The organism is Gluconacetobacter azotocaptans, from assembly GCF_014174355.1.
Lineage (GTDB): Bacteria > Pseudomonadota > Alphaproteobacteria > Acetobacterales > Acetobacteraceae > Gluconacetobacter > Gluconacetobacter azotocaptans.
The window spans coordinates 47,529-66,081 of sequence record NZ_JABEQF010000019.1 but is presented as its reverse complement, the minus strand read 5'-3'; the positions used below and the strand labels follow the sequence as shown (position 1 = coordinate 66,081).

Genomic DNA, 18,553 nt, shown 5'->3' with positions numbered 1-18,553 from the left:
CATCCAGGATCGCGCGCGTCAGGCCCTGCGTCCGTTCGACCGGCTGGTACGGGTCGGTATTGGTCCCCAGCGCGATGGGGCGGGGCTGGTAGGACGGACGCCGCAATTCCTTGGGGCATGCAGCCGGGCACAGCCTGCAATGGTATCAACGTCGAATCGCATCGGCGGTCTCAATGCGACCATTGCGTGGCACGAACCGACAGCGCGGTCGCAAAGCCGACCGTCTGCTCTACATTCTCGACCAAGAAAGGCGGATAGAGACGACACAGGCGGGATCCTTCAAGTGGGCCCACATTGCGTTGGCCAGTGCATCACGGCCGTCGTTTCAGCGGCATGATTTTCAATGGCAGTCATTCTCAGATCCACTAGAATTGCAGACAATTATTTGTATATCTTTACGTCTTCAGCGGATATGGGACGATTATGCACGGACGAATTGCTGTCATTGGCGCGGGTGCGCTGGGATCCCTTTTCGCGGGGCGCATCGCCGCTAGCGGCCGAGAGGTGGTGACGATCGACATCGACCTCGCCAGGCTCTCGGAAATTGAGCGGCATGGAATTCGTTGGCGCGAAAACGGCATCGAGCGGCATGCTCGCCCCGGGGCAGCATCGGCTCGAAACATTGACGGGCCGATCAATATCTTTCTGTTCACGACCAAGGCAGCCGCCCTGCCCGCCGCGATACGGAGCGTCAAACATCTCGCGGCGGATGATTCGACCGCCATCAGCTTTTCCAATGGCCTGAGACATGAAACGACTCTGATGAGCCTGTCTGGCGACACGACCCCGCTGCTGGCCGTGACGGACGTGTCCGCCGACCTTGTCGCCGGTGTCATCGAAACACACGGCAGAGGGACGATCTGGATTGGCGGCGTTGACGCATCGTCGCGACGGGCCGTCGCTGCCGCGACGGAACTATTGAGACACGCACGCTTTACGGTAGAGCCGCAGGACGATCCGCGCCCGTCAATATGGGAAAAGGCGGCGTTCAATGCAGCCCTCAACGCCACCGCCACCATCGCGGGGAAGCCTGTCGGATTCCTCGACAACGCATCCGGGCGCTGGATTCTCGACGCGGTCGCGCGCGAGGTCGTCAGTGTCGCCAACGCGCTCGGCATCAATGCACGCCTGTCCACGGTTCTGGAACGTGTCGACCACGCCCTCTCCGCCCAGGGGGATCATCGGCCATCCATGCTCCAGGATCGTGACGCCGGTCGTCCGACCGAGATCGAAGCCATCAACGGTGCGATCGTCGAGATGGCGGGCAAGGTCAATATAGATGTTCCCGTAACCAGGACTCTCGCCAATCTCGTCCGGATCCTGGAACCGACTCAGTAAGCACGCGGTCTTTCGGCAGGTATATGCGAGGGTGACGCGTCCATTCGAGTATGACGTTGACGAGACCATGGAGGAGGAACGGGCGAAGCCCTTACCGCTGATCGTGGTGGTCGGCCCGCGCTCCCCAAGCCGACAGCGTGCCGGACCCTGTTGAATCGTGACGTGCCCCCAACTTTATCGTAGCGGAGGCACCGTCGATCCGCATCACCATTCCGAAGGGTTCCGAGAGGCGGGCCAGACGTTCAAGAATATAGCGTGCATGAGTACCGGCCGCCGGTGCGGGCATGCCGCGCATGGCCAGATAACGGTCGCCATCGTCCCGCCCCTTATTGACATCAATAGGGCGAAACGTGACGGAGTGAAGCGTCCTGCCTTTGAATTCGACCGAGGCAATAACGCTTTCCCAACACATCGTCTCCTCGAAGCGTGGCGGGGTCGCGGGAAGTTGGAAAATGAAATTCCCGAGATCGTACAGGATGACGGAGCCATTATAGATTTCGACCCCGTGGAGAAGCGGAGCACCATGCATAACCACGACGTTCGCACCGGCATCGACCTCTCTGTGCGCCCAACGTTTAACCCATTCGGGCGGGACAAGCCGCTCCGGCAGTTGCTCGTTCATCATCATCAGAAAGTCAGCCGACGAAGGGAATATATGATTATGATGATACGCGACGACGATATCGGCATGTTTCGCAGCTTCGCGGATACGGTTCAGGATGCGTTGCTGATCGCCCATGTCAGGATTGCCGTTGCCTTCCACGCGCAGTTCGTTGACCCCGGCGCGGCCTGGTGCGGCCGCCGCGCCCGGAGCAATCAAGCCCGACGCCATCGCGACGAGTCCAACGGTGCCATGCGGCGTCGTCAGATAGGCTGGTGCTTCCGCATCGTGCAGATTTTCGCCGACTCCCGCATGGACTATTTCGGCCGACGTCATCTTCCGAAGCGTGTTCTCGATTCCGCGCGTCCGCAGATCCCACGAATGATTGTTTGCCAGAGATATGAGATTGAACCCCAGCGACCGGAGGGCGTCGACTGCCTGGGGAGGAGCCGAAAATGAGGGCGCGTTGAACCCTTTGCCCGTTTCGCCGCCCTCGCCCACCGTGGTCTCGAAGTTCGTAAAGACCGCGTCAGCCTTCAGCATCGGTTCTATCGCCGGACCTGTGGAAGGCGACGTCACGCGGATATCCGAGCGGATCAGCGACTGGCCCGTCAGCACGATGCTGAGGGTGCGCGCCGGATCGGGCCTGCTCGCGCCGATGGCGGCATGGGCTCCCGGCAGAACAGCGGCGACCAGCCCGAGAAAGACAGGGACGACACGTAACCGTGCCGCGCCTCCGGAAGCGGAACTCTTCGAGACGTCGGCATCGGATCGATGGGCGCCGGACCCGGCTCGTGCATGTCGGCACGACAGAAATGAGCGGAACTGCATGCTGCGCCTCTTTCCCGACATATAGGGCAAAGCGTCCGCGGCGCGGTTCTGTCGGACGCGATGTTCTCTCCGTCTACGGTTCGGCAGGCACTGCGAAGAGTGCCGGCGCCGTCGCGCCATAAAATCATGGGCTGTCACGTCCCAGGCATGGACATTGTCGAAGCTGTCTCATTGATGGTCCGGGCGGGTATTGCCACCTCGCACCGGCATCAATTGCCGCGCCTGCAGCAGGTGAATGAAGTCATGCATCCGCTTCCGACGATATTCGCCGAGATCGACACCTTCGTACTCATAGAATCCCGCGCCGTCGCGCAGGCCGCGTCGGCCCTGTTCCATGTGATCGGAAATCAGCTTCGGCGCGGCGAAGCGAGCTGCATCCACCTTGGCGGACAGAAAGAAACTGGCATGATGCAGGATGTCGCAACCTCCCCAATCGATGAACTCGAGGAGACCGAGCACCGCGAAGCGCAGACCGAAGCCGACACGGACGGCCATGTCGACATCTTCCGCGCTCGCGACGCCTTCCTCGACCAGCCGCGCCGCCTCGTTCATCGCGAGCGCCTGGATACGCGGCACGATATAGCCAGGCGAGGAGGCACACACGATCGGCACCTTGCCGCAAGCGGACAAGAACTGCTTCATCCGATGAATCGTATCGGACGATGTCGCAACCGAAGGGCTGAGTTCGACCAGCGGGATCAGATGCGCGGGATTGAGCCAATGCGCATTGAGGAACCGCTCCGGCCTCGTGACCAGCGCCGCCAGCGTCTGCGCATCGATGGTCGAGGTGGTCGAAGCGACGATGCAATCCGCCGGCGCATGGCGGCTTACCCATTCGTAACAGGGCCGCTTGGCCTCGATCGTCTCCGGCACACACTCGAACACGATCGTCGCGTCAGCCACCGCGTCGGCGGCCCTAGCCGCGTCGGCGAAACGAATCGAGGCCTGTACCACCTCGCCCCCGCCATCCTCGAGTACGCCGACGTCCGAAAGAAAGGCGAGATCCCGTTCAATCTCCGCCCGCATCTCGGCCTCCAGCCCGCGCGAGGCCGCGGCCTCGCGCGGCATGAGATCGACCACCACCACCGGATGTCCCGCGTACGAGAGGGAGAGCGCGATGCCCCGCCCCATGCGGCCGGCCCCGAGAACCGCGACCCGATGCTCAGAAGCCATCGGTCATGACCTTATCCATGCCGGCGCGGTCGAGCCCGGCAAGCCCGAGAGCTTCGAGCGTGCGGCCACCGGCATAGAGATCCTCCCCCGTCACCGCGCTCGCGACCGCGAGCAGCCCCGAGGCGACCGGCGTCGGGCAACCGGCCCAACGGCCGATCGACACGAGCAGCGCGAGACCCAGCGCCGTATCCTCGCGCATGTAGCGATGCGTCTGGAGGTCGATCTTTTCCCGCCAGTCACCGCTGTCGGTCAATTCGCCATGCGCCCGGCGGCCATACATCCACTCGTCGCCACTCTCGTCATAATGATCGGCGAGCGGGAAATGCGGTGCGCCATAGCCCAGCGCCTCACGAACGTCCATCCGCTCCCGGTCGAGCGCGGTGGTGACACGGCGGATTGCCGGCTGGGTGCCCTCATTGTGGATATCCCAGCTCTCGAAATGTTCGAGCGGACCGGCATTGAGCAGGATGAGCGGCGGATGGATGACCGGGCCGGCATTCATCAACGCTCCGGACAGCGCATCCTCGATCGGTTCGATCGAGGGATAGGCCCGCTGGAGAATCGGCAAGGCATGGCCCGCCAGGCGCGACGGATAGATACCCGTCGGCAACCGGGTCGCGTAGCCACTGACAACGATCGAAGCCGGCCCATGCTTGCGGACGAGGTAAGGCAGCGTGCCGGTCTCGGCGATCGCGACATCGGCATGATTGCCCGCCTTCGCCATGGCCTGGGCGAAGACGATACTGCCGAGCGTACCGGGCGGCAGGAAGATGACCTGGCCATCGCGGAGGAGCGGCGCGACCTGTCCGGCCAGTCCCTCTTGCGCGATCGCCGGCAGGGGAATGACAATCAGCTCTGCATTGGCCACGGCCTCGGCAAGGTCGGTCGTCGGGTGAGCGATCGCGACGGTGCGCACGCCGTGGCGATCCTTCACCTTGATCGCGCGACTCTCGGTCACCGGCGCGAAAGCATTGGCGTCCCGGCGCCAGAACCAGACTTCATGCCCCTTTTCGGACAACTCCGCCGCCGCGGCGTAGCAACCATGCCCACCGCCCAATACTGCTGTACGCATCCTTGATGATCTCCTTGGAATCAGGCCCGGAAGGGATGCCGGGCGCCGAATGGGCGCCGTCCCATGTGCAAAACGAAGATTGCGAGAACCGCGGCGATCGAGACGACGATGCCCATCGCCAACCCGATGTCATTGCCCCCGAAGAAGCGATCATTGGTAAAGCCGATCAGCGCCGAACTCAGGGCCAGGCCGATGAAGGAATTGCAAAACAGAAAGATGGCCGATACGCGCGAGCGTATCGATGCCGGTGCGGCGACCTGCATGACGACGGTTGATGGCGCCATCGGGAACGCAGCGAAGAACAGTGCGGCCGCGACAAGCGGGATCGCGATCCCCAAACTGGGTGCGAGGCCGATTGCGAGCGACGGGAGTGCCACGCCGGCCGCGCCGATCATGCCCACCAGAAACGGTGCATCGTGCCGGCCCTTTCCGGCGAAACCGTCGACCAGCCACCCGCTGACGAGATTGCCTCCGCCGCCTGCAATGATCGCGATCGGACCGAGCAGCAATCCGACCTGACGGGGCCCCATGTCGAAGCGACGCATCAGATGCGCGGGGATCCAGCTCAGGAGACCATACAGCGCCATCGCCGCAAGCGAAAAGCCGAGCAGAAGAGGCACGTAGATACCAGGCTGAGAGGTCAGCTCTCGAAATACGCTCGCGATCGTAGGAACAGAGGGATCCAGGGCACGTGCACGCCGCGGATCCTTGACGACTGTTCCAATGACGATGGCAAGAATAATTCCGGGCGCGCCGACGATAAACATCGTGACCTGCCAAGGCGAGAACGACAGGCCGGCAAGAGAATAGCGGGCCGCCGACGATATGGCCGCAATGACGACGCCGCCGACGAGAAAGGCCAGTCCGGTTCCCAGCAGCGTTCCGAGTGAATAGACGGCCAGAGCTCGCCCCATCCTGTCGCGCGGAAAGAGATCCGCAATGAGAGAGTAGGCGGCAGGCGAGAGCGCCGCTTCACCGGCACCGACGAGGATGCGCGACAGGAAGAGGTGGCCGAATGATCTTGCCATGCCGCACGCCATTGTGGCGGCGCTCCACACCGCAATTCCGCAGACGATGATCCGTGGACGGGATGAACGATCGGACAGGCCCGCAATAGGGATTCCCATGGTGGCGTAAAAAATCGAGAATGCGAGGCCGTTCAAAAGGCCGAATTGCGTATCGGAAATGTGGAGATCGGCCCGGATCGGACCGACAAGCAGCGCAAGAATCTGTCGATCGATAAAGGACAAGATATAGGCGAGCATGCACAGAAGGACGATTGACCAGGCCTTCCACAGACCCGCCGATTCGTATTCCAGTTCACGTGATTGTTCAACTATCTGCATCTGGGCTGCCCTTGGGCCGAAGCATATTTCGGACGACGCATCGTTCACGTTGCGCAAGACTACGCTAGGCTAGGCATGATTCCATGCATTTCGCAATGATATTGTAACAAATTTTCAAACTGCCACGCCAGGCAAGCAGATGAAAAATTACCCCGATACAATTGAATTTTATTGAATAATGACCTGATTCGAAGACGAACGATCCCTGCCCTTTGCCGCGCCCGGCAACCGCGTAAGACGATGCATCGCTCATCGCCGCGCGTCCCCGGCCAGCGTCACCGCCGGCGCGAGGAAATAGGACGATAAGATATCAGGCCACGAACGTTTCGTGCAGATGCCGCCAGCGCAGCGCCTGACCGTCCTCTGAAAACAGGAACATGACGCTGGACCAGCGTGCGTTGCGGCTTTCCCCCGTGGTCTGGACTTCCCGATAGAAGGCCAGGACACCCCCTTCGAATGCATGACAGACCCGAACGTCAGAGATCTGCATGACCAGCGTCGGGCGCGAACCGTGCAGCGCGGGAAGAATTTTCTGGAAATCCTCATAACTCACGACGCGACCGGCCGCACCCACCATCATGTAGCCGGGATCGAACCGTTCCAGGATGACCTCGGGATCATTCGTTCCCTCGCCGCAAAACCACGCCTGCAACAGACGATGCAGCTCCACGATCTCCTTGGTCACCACATCAGCGATATCGGTCATGTTCGTCCTTTCCTGCCATGGCAGAACTGATCCTGCTCGAACACATGCTCGGGCAGGGGAAGGAAGTGGTAAAAACCATGAATGGGAAATTTTCTGAACATCCTCACGGCTTCATCAGTACGGAACGCGCAGGAAAGCTGCCGGCCCAGCCAGCCGGCAGCGGCGCGACAAACAGATTTTCCGTTCGGGTGCGCGTGATTTTCCAGACATTGCCCTGGCGCCGGAAAAGATTGTTCAGCCGGCTCGACCGCAGCAGAGATGTCCCGTCACTGAAAATCCATGGCTGGCAGTGCACCCATTGGCCATCCGCCGTATCGCCGTGGACGTGAATCTGCTCGGACGTCAGATAATGGACGTTCAGAAGCAAATTCGGGTCGCGTTTTTCGTTCCAGAAACTTTCAAAATGCGTACGTATGGCCGCCTTGCCGACACAGCGTCCGAACTGGTTGTCATAATAATCGCCCACGCCCTCCCAGATCGCATCTTCGGCATAGAGGTCCATGATCCGATCGATGCGCTGCGCATCGTCCATGATGCCGAATTCGGGGCATGGCGTATCGCACAGGAACATATACCGTGCCTGAATCCGGCGGATCTCCGCCTCGGCTTCCAGTTGCGCCACGCGCGCCGCCAGGGCGTCCAGACGGTGTTCCAACGTCGGAGTTGTCATCTACTCCCCCTGTCGGCAGATAGCCGGAACGGGCCGCGCGGGCAAGATGGCCTCCGCCCATGCGGCGACATTCAGCAAATCCTCGTCGCTTCCGATCCGGCCCAGTAGTTGCACGCCCACCGGCAGGCCGCCGTCCCCTACCGGACCAGGTAACGTTACGGTCGGCAGCCGCAACAGCGTCCACAGCCGGCTGAAAATTGGGCTGCCCGTACCCTGCTCCCGTTTCGGCGCAACCCCTGGCGCGGCGGGCGCAAGCAGCACGTCGTAGCGATCGAACAGAGTGTCGATCCGCTCGCGCAAGGCGGCGGCGCGTGTCAGGGCAGCGCGGTACGTCTCGTATCCGATCGCCCGTCCGGCTTCCAGCAGGCCGACGATCTGCTGGCTCATCAGGGCACGCCTGTCGGTGAATTCCCATGCCAGAGCCTGAGCGGCTTCATAACTCATGATCGTGACATGAAGATCCGCCGCGTCCGAGAACGCCGACAGGTCGACGTCCTCCACATCGGCATGGGTACCGAAACGCCGGCCCGAATCCAGTAGCGCCAGGCGCGTGGAATCCTCTGCCTCGTCCCACCAAGGGGTGCGGCACAGGCCGATACGCGCCGGCACCCGGGCAGACGGCGTCATGCGGACTGGACACGGACCTTTCAGAACGCCATCCGCCAGCACGGCCGTCGCCACGTCGGCCGTCAATGTTCCCAGCGTATCGAACGACGGTGCAAGCCCCTTGACGCCAGCCGCCGCATAGCGCCCGTAGGATGGCTTAAATCCGACGATCCCGCAATAGGATGCCGGCCGGGTCAGCGATGCCGCCGTCTGCGATGCCAGCCCGATATCGATCATGCCGGCGGCAACCGCGGCGGCGGAACCGCTTGAGGAACCGCCCGGCGTCCGGGACAGATCGTACGGATTGACGGTGGCGCCCGCGCGAAAAAATGCAAATTCCGTGGTCACCGTCTTGCCGACGCACAATGCGCCGGCCTGCCGGAGAAGCGTGACGCAGGCCGCGTCGTTTCGCGTATGGTTCCCGTCATAGATGGGCGACCCGTGCCCGGTGGGATAATACGCCGTATCGATGATGTCCTTGACGCCCACGGACAGGCCGGACAGCGGCCCCTGCGCGGCCGTCGCGGCCTCCTGCCTTGCCCGGGCGGGATCGTAGCTGGCGAAGGCCCGAATGGTGGACTCGTACCGATCAACACGGCCGATAAGGCGCGTGGCGATTTCCTGCTCTGTCTCGTCGTGCATGCGTCGTTTCTCCTTCCCGCTGGCTTCGTCAGGGCGTCAGGTCAAACGTCCCCCGGTAATACAGAAGCGGCTCGACCTCGGACCGGACATTCATGGCGATATGCAGCGGCCTCGCCATAAAGACCTCGTGCGTTCCGCCCCGCAGGGTCTCCACGACCTCAAGGCCGATCTGCACCAGGGCACCCCGGACGAAGGACGTGCCGTCGGCATGGCGGATACCGTGGTCATGCACTATCTTGGCATGGGCCGGCATGGCAAAATGCCGGGCGATATCCGCCTGGTCCCGTCGCAGTATGCTCAGACCGAAGCTCCCGTTTTTTTCGATGGCGCGACAGGTCGCACTTTTGCGATTCAGGCAGACCAGCAGCGTCAAAGGATCGAGCGAGACTGAACTGAGCGCGCTGATTGTCGCCCCGTGTTCTCCCTCGTCTCCCGCCGCCATGACCACGGCCACACCTGTCGCGAAATGCGACATGGCCTTGCGGAATTCGTCCGCCGTCACGCCGGTCATGTTTTATCCCCCGGCCATAGCGGGCCGCATTCCCTGCGCATCTTGCGAACCGCCGCGTCGAACATCTTGTCCGCCGCTGATGATCTGGCGATCAGCCGTGCCGCGTCGCGCGCGCATGCCTGCTTGACGGTATCGGCAATGATGACGTCCGCCCCCGGAATCATGCCGGCGTGACACTGGATTTCCGCGGCGCGCTGGACAGTCCATAGCAGGAAGAAGGCCCGTGCGACGTCGCTTTCCCCGACCGCGATTCCATGGTTGCGCAGCACCAGCACATGCTTGTCGCCCAGGCTGGCCAGCATCCTGGGGCGTTCCTCGTCATACAGGGTGATGCCCTCGAAATCATGGTAGCCGACACGGCCGAAAAGTTGCGCGCCGTAAAAATTGTCGTGGCTGAAGCCGTCCTGCTTCATCGCGACGGCGCAGACCGCGTTCGTGTGGGTATGTATGATGCAGTGAATGTCGTCCCGCGCCGCATGGATCGCCCCATGCAGAGCGAAACCCGCCGGATTGGGCTTGCTGGAGGCTTCCCCGACCAGCTGGCCGTCCGCGTTGACGACCAAAAGGTTTTCTGGTGTGACCTCGTCGTAATTCAGCCCGAACGCGTTCACCAGGTAGCGCTTCGGCTCACCCGGCAGGCGGACGGAGATATGATTGAAGATCATCTCCGTCCAGCCATGATAACTGATCAGATGGTAGCATTCGGCCAGTCGTGTCCGGAGCTGCCATTCTTCCTCTTGAACACCCATGGTCATCAGCGATTTCCCTGCCTGTCCGGCCGCGCGGCCTTGAAATCCGCCAGCCTGAGAATTGTCGCGGTTACGGGCATGGCCACGCCGCAGACAGCCCCCACCCGCATGACCGCATATCCGATCGCATCCAGTTCAAGCGCGCGGCCCGCCTGGTAATCCTGAAGCATCGACGTCCGATGACCGTCTGCCACGGCGATGGAGCCGAGTTGTTCGTCCACGCTGCGAAGAGGACCGAAACCACATGCCCGGCCGATGGTGACGGCCTCTTCCAGCATGTCGCGGACGACCTGACGCGTCGGCGGTGCCGCGACGAGCCCGCCCAATGTCTCCTCACACACAACCGAAAGCGGATTCGTGGCAAGATTGACCGCCAGCTTGGCCCACACATCGCACCGTATGTCGGGGCTGCGGGTGATCACGACGCCCGCCGCGTCCAGAACCTGCACAAGCGCAGCCACCTCCGGGTCGTCGGCGTTCCCCCCCTGGACGCGCCCCAGCACCAGTGTCGGCGCCTTCGCCGATCGCACCACCGCCGGCGCATCCAGCGATGCGAACGCATAGGCCACGCACCCGACCACGCGGGCGGGAGGAAACGCGCGCGCAAGCTCCCCCCCCGGATCCACGCAGGCGCGGGCCGCGCCGCAGGGGCTTCCTGTCGGCAGCGTCATCCACCACGGCAGGCCGTTGACGACCGGCACGACCAGCGTCTGCGGTCCGACGGCGTGCGACACGCACGCAGCCAGCGCGGGAAGCTGCTGGGACTTGGCCGCCAGGATGACGACGTCCTGCACCGTGTCGGGCGCGCGCGTATTCGCGGCGCATCGCACGATGCGCGCCGACTGCCCGTCATGCACGGTCAGCCCCTTCTCCCGAAGGGTCCGGAGCGTTTCGCCACGCGCGACGAGCGACAGGTCCACGTCCGTGCGGGCGAGCATGCCGGCGAGCATCCCCCCCATCGCCCCGACCCCGGCCACGCAGATCTTCAGCCCCGGCATCAGAGATCGACCACCAGAAGCGGCGAGCGCGCGCGCGAGCAGCACAGCGCGATCTGCTCAGACCGCTCCTCCTCGGTCAGATACTCGTCCCTGTGATCCGGCATCCCTTCCAGCAGGTCCACCACGCATGTCCCGCAGATACCCTGTTCGCAGCTGACGGCGACTTTCACCCCCACCCGCGCGAGGGCCGCCGCGATGGTCTCGTTCTCTCCGACCGACACCCGCACGGAGGATTTGGCGGCCAGAACCTCGAAACCCGTTCCGCCCGCGACGGGCAGCGCGGAAAACGCCTCGCGATGCACGTTGTCGTCCGGCAGGCCGATCGCCTTCGCCGCGGCGTCCACCGCATCCATCAGACTGTTGGGGCCGCAGCTATACACATGCAGGCCGGCGACGGCCGCGCCATCTGCCACGGCCGCCGACAGCACGGCAGCAGGTTCGAAACGCGGCGACGCGGCATCGCTGCGGTCATGGATCCGTACCGCCCCCGCGAACGGGGTCCGGAACAGAAGATCCGCGAAGACCGGATCGCGGGCGATATAATGCAAGGTAAAGGGCGCTCCCGCCGCGTGCAGTTCGTATGCCATGGCGATCAGGGGGGTCACGCCGATTCCTCCCCCGACCAACACGGAACGGGATGCCCCCACCGCCAGAGGAAAGAGGTTTCGCGGCTGTCGCGCCTGCAAGATCGCACCGGGCGACACGATCTCATGTACGCGGCGCGACCCGCCGCGAGACGCCGGTTCCAGAAGCACCGCCAGCCTATACCGTTCCCGGTCCGCCGGATCACCGCAAAGCGAATACTGGCGTATCAGCCCGTCCCCGAGATGCAGGTCGACATGCGCGCCCGCCCGGCACGCGGGCAGCTGGCCGGAGACGGCGCGCAGGTCGAAACACAAGACACGTCCCATCCGCTCGACCGCCGCGACGGTCACGTCGATCACACCGGTATCACTCATCGCAGGTAAAGCCCGCTATTGATGTCGATGGTCGCCCCCGTGATCCCGCCGGCATCCGGCCGGGCCAGTTCCACGACCATCCGGGCGACGGTCCGCGGGTCGCCCGGCTTGCCGGTCGGCAGGCCGGCGAAGACGCGGGCGGCGTTTTCCACCCCGATCGTCTCGCCCACCGATGGCAGATCCAGCGGCCCCGGCGCGATCGCGTTCACGGTAATTCCGAACGGCGCGAGGTCGCGGGCGAAAACCTTGGTCAGCGTGTGAACCGCCCCCTTCGACGCGGCATAATGCGCGCCGGTGGCCGTCCCGCCGTTCTGGCCGGCAAGCGAACCGATATTCACGATCCGGCCTTCCTGCTCCCGCGCCCGAAGACGACGCGCGAAGCGCTGGCTGCACAGAAACGTCCCGCGCAGATTGACGGCCATCACCGCGTCGAACGTCGCGATGTCGATCTCCAGGACCTTCTGCGCCTTCATGATCGCGGCATTGTTGACCAGCAGCCACGGTAGCCCGAAACGCCGTTCCACCTCATCCAGTGCCGAATCAACGCCACTTTCGGACGAGACATCGAGTTCCAGCGCCGCCGCGCCATCACCCAGCCGGCGCGCCGTCTCCGCCGCCGCGGCCGGGTCGATGTCCCCAAGCACGACCTGGTACCCCCCGGCCGCGAGTTGCCCGGCGATGCAGGCGCCAAGCCCCCGGGCACCGCCCGTTATGAGCGCGACAGGCGTCACAGGATATAACTCACGGCCGTCAGCGCCTCGGTCGCGGTCAGAAGGCGGATGACCTTCAGGTCGATCTTCAGTCCCCCGTCCGTGTTCTTCAGGCGATACGTGACATTGGCGGCATAGTCGCGCTGACGCCCCTGGCGAAGTTCCATCAGGTGCTGCGCGCAGCGCAGTGTGCAGGTCGCGTCCGTGGTCTCCAGCATCCGGTAGCGCGACAGCAGACGAACGGTCCGGGCAGGCGGCGCCGCCGAGATCGACCGTCCCCCCAGCAGGCGTTCGACGCGCTTTTCCCGCATCGCCGCATCATCATAGGCGTAATTCAGGACGCTCTCGAAATCCTCGACGTCCGGATCGATCGGCACGACATATCGGCCGTCGGGCGTATAAAGCGTCAGCCAGTCGCGGAACGCGCCATGATCCAGCAGATCGGCCTCCAGCGCGATCAACGCGACCGCATCCTGCAGCGTGATGCTCATGCGCCCTCTCCCTCGGCGGGAAACGCCTTGTCCGTCATCGCGACAAGCCATTGGCGGTAAGCGGCGCGCATGCCGGTTTCGGCGCTGACATCGCTGTACAGGTTCCCGTCCGGTCGCTGCGCCTCGTGCCCCAAGCCGCGATTCAGCAGAATGTCTATGTTCTTTCCTGCCAGCGAACCGCGCTGTACCCGATCCCACGCCTCGGCGTCATCGGGTGTGCCGAAACCCATCGGCCCCTGAAAATGCTCGTGCAGACGCAGGCGCGCCTGGTTGGCGACGTCCGGACCGCCATCCATGCCGATGGCGATATGCCGGATTTCGGTCGATGTCGCGCTCAAAGGGCGCAGCACGCGAAAGAAAGCCATGGAACAGGCCAGGTTCGGGAAAAGGTTCAGGTTGAATCCCGAACCGCCCACGGCGCGGATGATCTGGCGCACTTTTTCCGGCGGGTAGTCCTTCGACAGCCCGGCCGCCAGTTCGGCGAAACGTTCGGGGATCGGCGCGTCGAGATTCTCGTCCAGATCCACCAGTTCCGGGATCATGACCATAACGGAATGACCGTTGCCCAGATCCTCGACGAATCCCTTTCCGCCGACGAAGTTCAGCGTATCCTGTGTTTCCTGGTCGACGGAATCCAGGAACGACTTGTGCACGATCGGAAAATGATAGGCGTCGGTCGTGTTTTCGAGCTGGATCTTCCAGTTGCCCGGAAAAGTGAATTTATGCTCGCCCATGGTCTTCACCGGCCAGCCCGCACCCTGTTTCATGAACAGGTCGATCCAGGGCTTTGTCCGACCCAGCCATGAATCGAGCGACGGGATCGTTTCGTCGAACGTGGCGAAAACCAGGCCGTTATATTCCTCGACGCGCAGATTCACCAATGGAAGAGATGATTTGTCGAGGTGCCCGCTATAGCCTTCCTGATGCGGGACGCCCCGCAGCGTCCCGTCCAGCCCGTAGGCCCAGCCATGATAAGGACAGACAAAGCTGGCCGTCTTCCCGCGCCTGAGTTCGCAGACCGTCGCCGCGCGATGGCGGCACCGGTTCAGCATCACGTGCACGACACCTTGCCGATCACGACAGACGATGACCGGATGCGGCCCGACGAACGTCGTGATGAAATCGCCCGGTTCCGGAATTTCGCTGCGATGCGCGACCCAGATCCAGTTATGCATGAAGATGCGATCCATCTCCATGTCGTACAGATCGGGGTCGCTATAGATCGATCCGTCGGCCCGATCGGGCGCGAGGAGTGTCCGGGGGTCGGGTAAATCCTGCATATGCCTCTTCCCTCGTAAAAATCTTCAGAAAATTGCCGCTTTACGGATAGCCGGGACGGCCGCCGCGGCCGAGCATGACACGGCCCGCCGCCTCGTAATTGCCCCGCGCCATGAACGCGTGCTGCGCCACGACGGCACAATCTTGCATGCAGCGCCCCAGAATGTGCTCCGACTGCACCGCCGCGATACCGCCCAGACCGAAACATTTCCGCGTCACTGCCGCCGCCACCTGCGCCCCGTGTGTCGCGGCAAGACGAATCCGATTTGCCAGAGCCTCCGGCACCTCCGCGCCGCCCTCCACCAGGAACCAGACTTCCTCCGTCACGGCATAGAAGAATGCGCGGGCCGACGACAGCATCGCCTCGGCCTCGGCCAGTTCGGCCTGGACATGGGACCTGTCGGCCATGGTGGGCGCTCCGGTGATGGACTGACGCACGGCCGCCATTTCCGTCACCTCGTCGATCGCGCGCCGCGCGCATCCCAATCCGACGGCCGTCAGAACCTGCGCTGCGAAACCGAGAGACGGATAGCGGTAGATTGCCAGGTCCATACTGGGCGCGCCCCCGCGAATGAATGTCCAGCTCTCCGGCACATGGACGTCCCGTGCCACGACGTCGTGGCTCCCCGTGCCCGCGAGGCCGATCGTATCCCAGACTTCCTCGATCCGGATCGCGGACGCCGGCATCACAGCGGTACGCGGCAGCGCCCCCTTCTCGCCCGGAATGCCGATCCCCACCCCGATGAGCGATGCGCCGGTGCAACCGCTGGCATATGGCCAGCGGCCGTTCACGATAAACCCGTCATCCGCGCGTTCCGCCTTCTGCGGCGGGAAAATCGCGCCGGCGAAGACGACATCCGGCCCGTGCCGGTAGATCGTCTCCAGCGTGGCGATGGGCAGCGCCGCGAGATACGTCGCGGAGATACCAAAACTGGCGACCCAGCCCGCCGAGGCGTCGGCGTTGCCGATCACTTCGATCAGTTCGAGAAATACCGCAGGCGAAAGCTCCATCCCGCCGAAACGCCGCGCCACCAGGGCGCGATAGACCCCGACCTGCCGAAATTTCTCGACAATTTCCTCCGGTATCTTCCGCGCGCGCCGGAACTCGAGGGCTCGTGCCCGGATCTCCGCCAGAAGAGGCGCCAGAGCGTCATCCATGTCCGCCACGCCAGAGCAAATGCCAACATGATTCAGCATCGGGAGGCCACCCTCGGCGCGATCGCAACGGCCAGTTCCCCATCCGACTCATACCTGTTCATCAGAAACCTTTCATCCGGCCGAAGCATCGACGATAGATTATCGTCATTTAGTGGATATTTCCACTAAATTCTGAAAAATCTGCCGGACGAGGATACCCCAGGTCCGGCAGAGCTCATGGTCAGAACGAAACACCGCCCTGGATGAACCACTGGCGACCCCGATCGAACGATTTCTGATAATTGCCAAAGCTGCCGGAATAGCTTCCCCACGCCATGAACTTTTCGTTCGTGGCATTGTCCAGCCCGGCGCTGAAATTATACCGGCCGCTCTCGCTGGCCCATCGCGCCCCGAGGTTGACCAGAATATATTTCGGCTGGATCAGTTCATTATACATGATCGCGTTTACGTTCGCATTATACCGCGACCGATAGACCGCATCGACGCGCGGCGTCAGGACACCGTACCTCCCCATGTCGATCCGCTTGGACAGTCCCAGGTTGGCCGTCCATTTCGAAACGAGCACGAACATCGAATCCAGGGTCAGCCCCTGCACGCTGTTCGTCAGCGACGTATAGTGGGCATCGGTCAGGCCGACGGAACCGCTGGCCGTCCAGCCGTCACCCAACGCGTATTGCGATTCGAGTTCGAAGCCCGATATATGCGCCTTGCCCGCATTGGTATAGTACGGGCCGATATGCGTCGCATCCGCGACCAGAAGCTGCACATTGTCATAGAATGTAAAGAACCCGGCCGCGCTGACCCGCAGACGATGGTCCAGTCCATAGAATTTCAGGCCGCCTTCGAACGAATTGACCGATTCCGGCCGGAAGGACGGCGGAGACGGCGCGATGTTCGTCAGCCGCTGCGTGAATCCGCCGCCCTTGAAGCCTTGCGAGAACGTCGTATAGGCCATCAACTCCGGCGTCACCTGATAGGACAGGTTGACCATCGGCGTCCAACGGGCATTGTTGTTGTGATACCAGCGCTCGGGCACGATCCGCGTTCCTGGCGGAATGGACAGGATCGGAGCGCCGATCGAACTGATATAATACTGGTTCGGCAGGAAGCTCTTATTGTCTTCCGTATAGCGGACACCGACCGTGACATTGAACTTCCGGGTAACCGCATAGGTCGACTGGGCATAGGCCGCATAGTTCCGATCACGGAAATCTCCGCCGCTCAGCAGGCTGAGAACGTAGAAATTCACCGGATTGATGTCATATCCGGACTGGTCGAAATAATAGACGCCGGTAGAATAATGCAGACGATTGTTTAATGCGCGACCGTTCGCCTGAAACTCTTCGGAGAATTGCTTCTCCATATAGAAATCCTTGACGAAATTGATATTGACGGGGGATGCGTCACGATCCTGGGTAAACTGCCCCTCGCTCTTGCGATAAGCCGTAATCGATTTCAGATCGAGCCATGGCGTCAGTTCGTAGTCGATCGTCCCGGATGTCGACCAGTTAACCAGGTTCGAGTAGTCAGGTCCCGTACCATAATTGGTATTCTTGCTGAAATAACGGGAATTATAGCACGCTGCCGCCGTACAATTCGTCAGGGTTCCACCCGCAAGAGCGTTGTTCAGCGCGATCATGCTGCCGGTCGCCGTCGGATTCACGCCCGTCGTCACGAATGGCGCGCCGTTGCTGCGATCGCGGGTCCAGTCGCCACGCAGAACCACATTCAGCTTGTCGATCGGATGCCATCGGAGCGCCCCCTTGAACACCCGGGTGTCCTGACTGCCCAGTTTGCGTTCATCCTTCTGGTACGGCGCGTTGACGTACCCGTCCTGCATGAAACTTCCTACCGAGAAGTTGGCGAACAGCGTACTGGACAGCGGCACGTTGACGAACGCCCGCGTATCGATGCGGTTTGCCGTGCCGTACTTGACGTCCGCCCGTGCCGACAGATGGTCGTTCGGTTGCAGGGACGTCACGGCCACCGCGCCGCCAATCGTATTCCGCCCGAACAACGTTCCCTGCGGTCCCCTCAGCACGGAAACGCTGGAAATATCGACCATGTTAAGAACCGAACCAACCGGGCTGCCGACATATACGCCGTCGACATACATCCCGACGCCCGGATCGACACCGAACGAAAAGTCGGTCTGGCCGATGCCACGAATGAAAATGGCCGCCGCGTTCGCGACACCGGAACTCGCAGCCACATTCCCGAACGAGATATTGGGTGCGAGGTTCTGGATTTTTGCGATCGAGGTGATGCCACGTTCCGCGAACTGGGTACCCGTGACCGTGGTCATGGAAATCGGCGTCCGTTCGATCCGTTCGGTGCGACGACGCGCCGTGACCGTCACTTCCTCAAGGCGTGTCCCGTTGGCGGACGCCCGCCGCGGGTGCGCGGGCGCTACAGGCTTCTTCTGGGTGGCAGGCGAGGGTGCCACCTCCGCTCCGGTCTGCGCCCGGGCAGTGTCCAGCATGAGCGACATCGCCAGAACCGAACAGCCGGAAGATAGAAAAATGGATCGGACAATTCCTGCAAGACGAAATGCCTCCCGCCTTGAAAGCCCTTCCGATGGTCCTGCGAACATATTGCGCACTCCTCGTCATCCGGCGCACGTTCAAGCCGGAATGGAACCATATCGTAATGTTTATCCCGACAGACCGCCCCGCATGAAGTCCGGATGCCGTCATAATCCGTATCCCCCTGGC

The 18,553-nt window shown here is 62.5% G+C and carries 17 protein-coding genes; 1 reads left to right on the top strand and 16 read right to left on the bottom strand.

What is annotated here, in order from left to right:
• The first annotated feature begins 423 nt into the window (after positions 1–423).
• A complete protein-coding gene (locus tag HLH34_RS17170; RefSeq protein WP_183120784.1) occupies positions 424–1,338 on the top strand; it encodes a ketopantoate reductase family protein in 915 nt (304 codons plus the stop codon).
• Positions 1,339–1,429: 91 nt separating this feature from the next.
• Here the strand turns inward: HLH34_RS17170 and HLH34_RS17165 are convergent, their stop codons facing one another.
• From HLH34_RS17165 to HLH34_RS17090, 16 genes are all read right to left on the bottom strand, one after another.
• Positions 1,430–2,770: a CapA family protein gene (locus HLH34_RS17165; RefSeq protein WP_183120783.1), complete on the bottom strand. Its 1,341-nt coding sequence runs from the start codon at positions 2,768–2,770 to the stop codon at positions 1,430–1,432.
• A 168-nt stretch (positions 2,771–2,938) separates the two neighbouring features.
• Positions 2,939–3,943, bottom strand: a complete 1,005-nt coding sequence (locus tag HLH34_RS17160; protein WP_183120782.1) for a 3-hydroxybutyryl-CoA dehydrogenase — start codon at positions 3,941–3,943, stop codon at positions 2,939–2,941.
• A complete protein-coding gene (locus tag HLH34_RS17155) occupies positions 3,933–5,015 on the bottom strand; it encodes an NAD/NADP-dependent octopine/nopaline dehydrogenase family protein (protein ID WP_183120781.1) in 1,083 nt (360 codons plus the stop codon). Before HLH34_RS17155 ends, HLH34_RS17160 begins: the two co-directional genes overlap by 11 nt.
• Before the next feature lie 20 nt (positions 5,016–5,035).
• The gene (locus HLH34_RS17150; protein ID WP_220792234.1) at positions 5,036–6,361 is read right to left on the bottom strand and encodes a spinster family MFS transporter; all 1,326 of its coding nucleotides are present in this window, start codon (positions 6,359–6,361) and stop codon (positions 5,036–5,038) included.
• A gap of 310 nt (positions 6,362–6,671) precedes the next feature.
• On the bottom strand, positions 6,672–7,067 hold the full coding sequence (locus tag HLH34_RS17145) for a hypothetical protein (protein WP_183120780.1): 396 nt from the start codon (positions 7,065–7,067) through the stop codon (positions 6,672–6,674).
• A gap of 103 nt (positions 7,068–7,170) precedes the next feature.
• Positions 7,171–7,689 carry a nuclear transport factor 2 family protein gene (locus tag HLH34_RS17140; RefSeq protein ID WP_456305554.1) on the bottom strand — a complete coding sequence of 173 codons (519 nt, stop codon included), beginning with the start codon at positions 7,687–7,689 and terminating at the stop codon, positions 7,171–7,173.
• A gap of 48 nt (positions 7,690–7,737) precedes the next feature.
• Positions 7,738–8,985: an amidase gene (locus tag HLH34_RS17135; protein ID WP_183120778.1), complete on the bottom strand. Its 1,248-nt coding sequence runs from the start codon at positions 8,983–8,985 to the stop codon at positions 7,738–7,740.
• 28 nt (positions 8,986–9,013) lie between these two features.
• Positions 9,014–9,496, bottom strand: a complete 483-nt coding sequence (locus HLH34_RS17130) for a flavin reductase family protein (protein ID WP_183120777.1) — start codon at positions 9,494–9,496, stop codon at positions 9,014–9,016.
• Positions 9,493–10,251, bottom strand: coding sequence for a class II aldolase/adducin family protein (locus HLH34_RS17125; RefSeq protein ID WP_183120776.1), 759 nt, complete (start codon positions 10,249–10,251; stop codon positions 9,493–9,495). The genes HLH34_RS17130 and HLH34_RS17125 overlap by 4 nt, the downstream gene beginning before the upstream one ends.
• Positions 10,251–11,288, bottom strand: a complete 1,038-nt coding sequence (locus tag HLH34_RS17120) for a ketopantoate reductase family protein (protein ID WP_220792233.1) — start codon at positions 11,286–11,288, stop codon at positions 10,251–10,253. The genes HLH34_RS17125 and HLH34_RS17120 overlap by 1 nt, the downstream gene beginning before the upstream one ends.
• Positions 11,243–12,202 (bottom strand): PDR/VanB family oxidoreductase, encoded by a 960-nt coding sequence (locus tag HLH34_RS17115; RefSeq protein ID WP_183120774.1) that lies wholly within the window; start codon positions 12,200–12,202, stop codon positions 11,243–11,245. The genes HLH34_RS17120 and HLH34_RS17115 overlap by 46 nt, the downstream gene beginning before the upstream one ends.
• Positions 12,199–12,933: an SDR family NAD(P)-dependent oxidoreductase gene (locus HLH34_RS17110; RefSeq protein WP_183120773.1), complete on the bottom strand. Its 735-nt coding sequence runs from the start codon at positions 12,931–12,933 to the stop codon at positions 12,199–12,201. Before HLH34_RS17110 ends, HLH34_RS17115 begins: the two co-directional genes overlap by 4 nt.
• The gene (locus HLH34_RS17105) at positions 12,930–13,403 is read right to left on the bottom strand and encodes an aromatic-ring-hydroxylating dioxygenase subunit beta (RefSeq protein ID WP_183120772.1); all 474 of its coding nucleotides are present in this window, start codon (positions 13,401–13,403) and stop codon (positions 12,930–12,932) included. The genes HLH34_RS17110 and HLH34_RS17105 overlap by 4 nt, the downstream gene beginning before the upstream one ends.
• A complete protein-coding gene (locus HLH34_RS17100; protein ID WP_183120771.1) occupies positions 13,400–14,683 on the bottom strand; it encodes an aromatic ring-hydroxylating oxygenase subunit alpha in 1,284 nt (427 codons plus the stop codon). The genes HLH34_RS17105 and HLH34_RS17100 overlap by 4 nt, the downstream gene beginning before the upstream one ends.
• Positions 14,684–14,723: 40 nt before the next feature.
• Entirely contained in the window at positions 14,724–15,839 is a 1,116-nt protein-coding gene (locus HLH34_RS17095) for an acyl-CoA dehydrogenase family protein (RefSeq protein WP_244960026.1), read from the bottom strand.
• Positions 15,840–16,059: 220 nt separating this feature from the next.
• A complete protein-coding gene (locus HLH34_RS17090; RefSeq protein ID WP_244960025.1) occupies positions 16,060–18,321 on the bottom strand; it encodes a TonB-dependent receptor in 2,262 nt (753 codons plus the stop codon).
• Between the last annotated feature and the right edge of the window lie 232 nt (positions 18,322–18,553).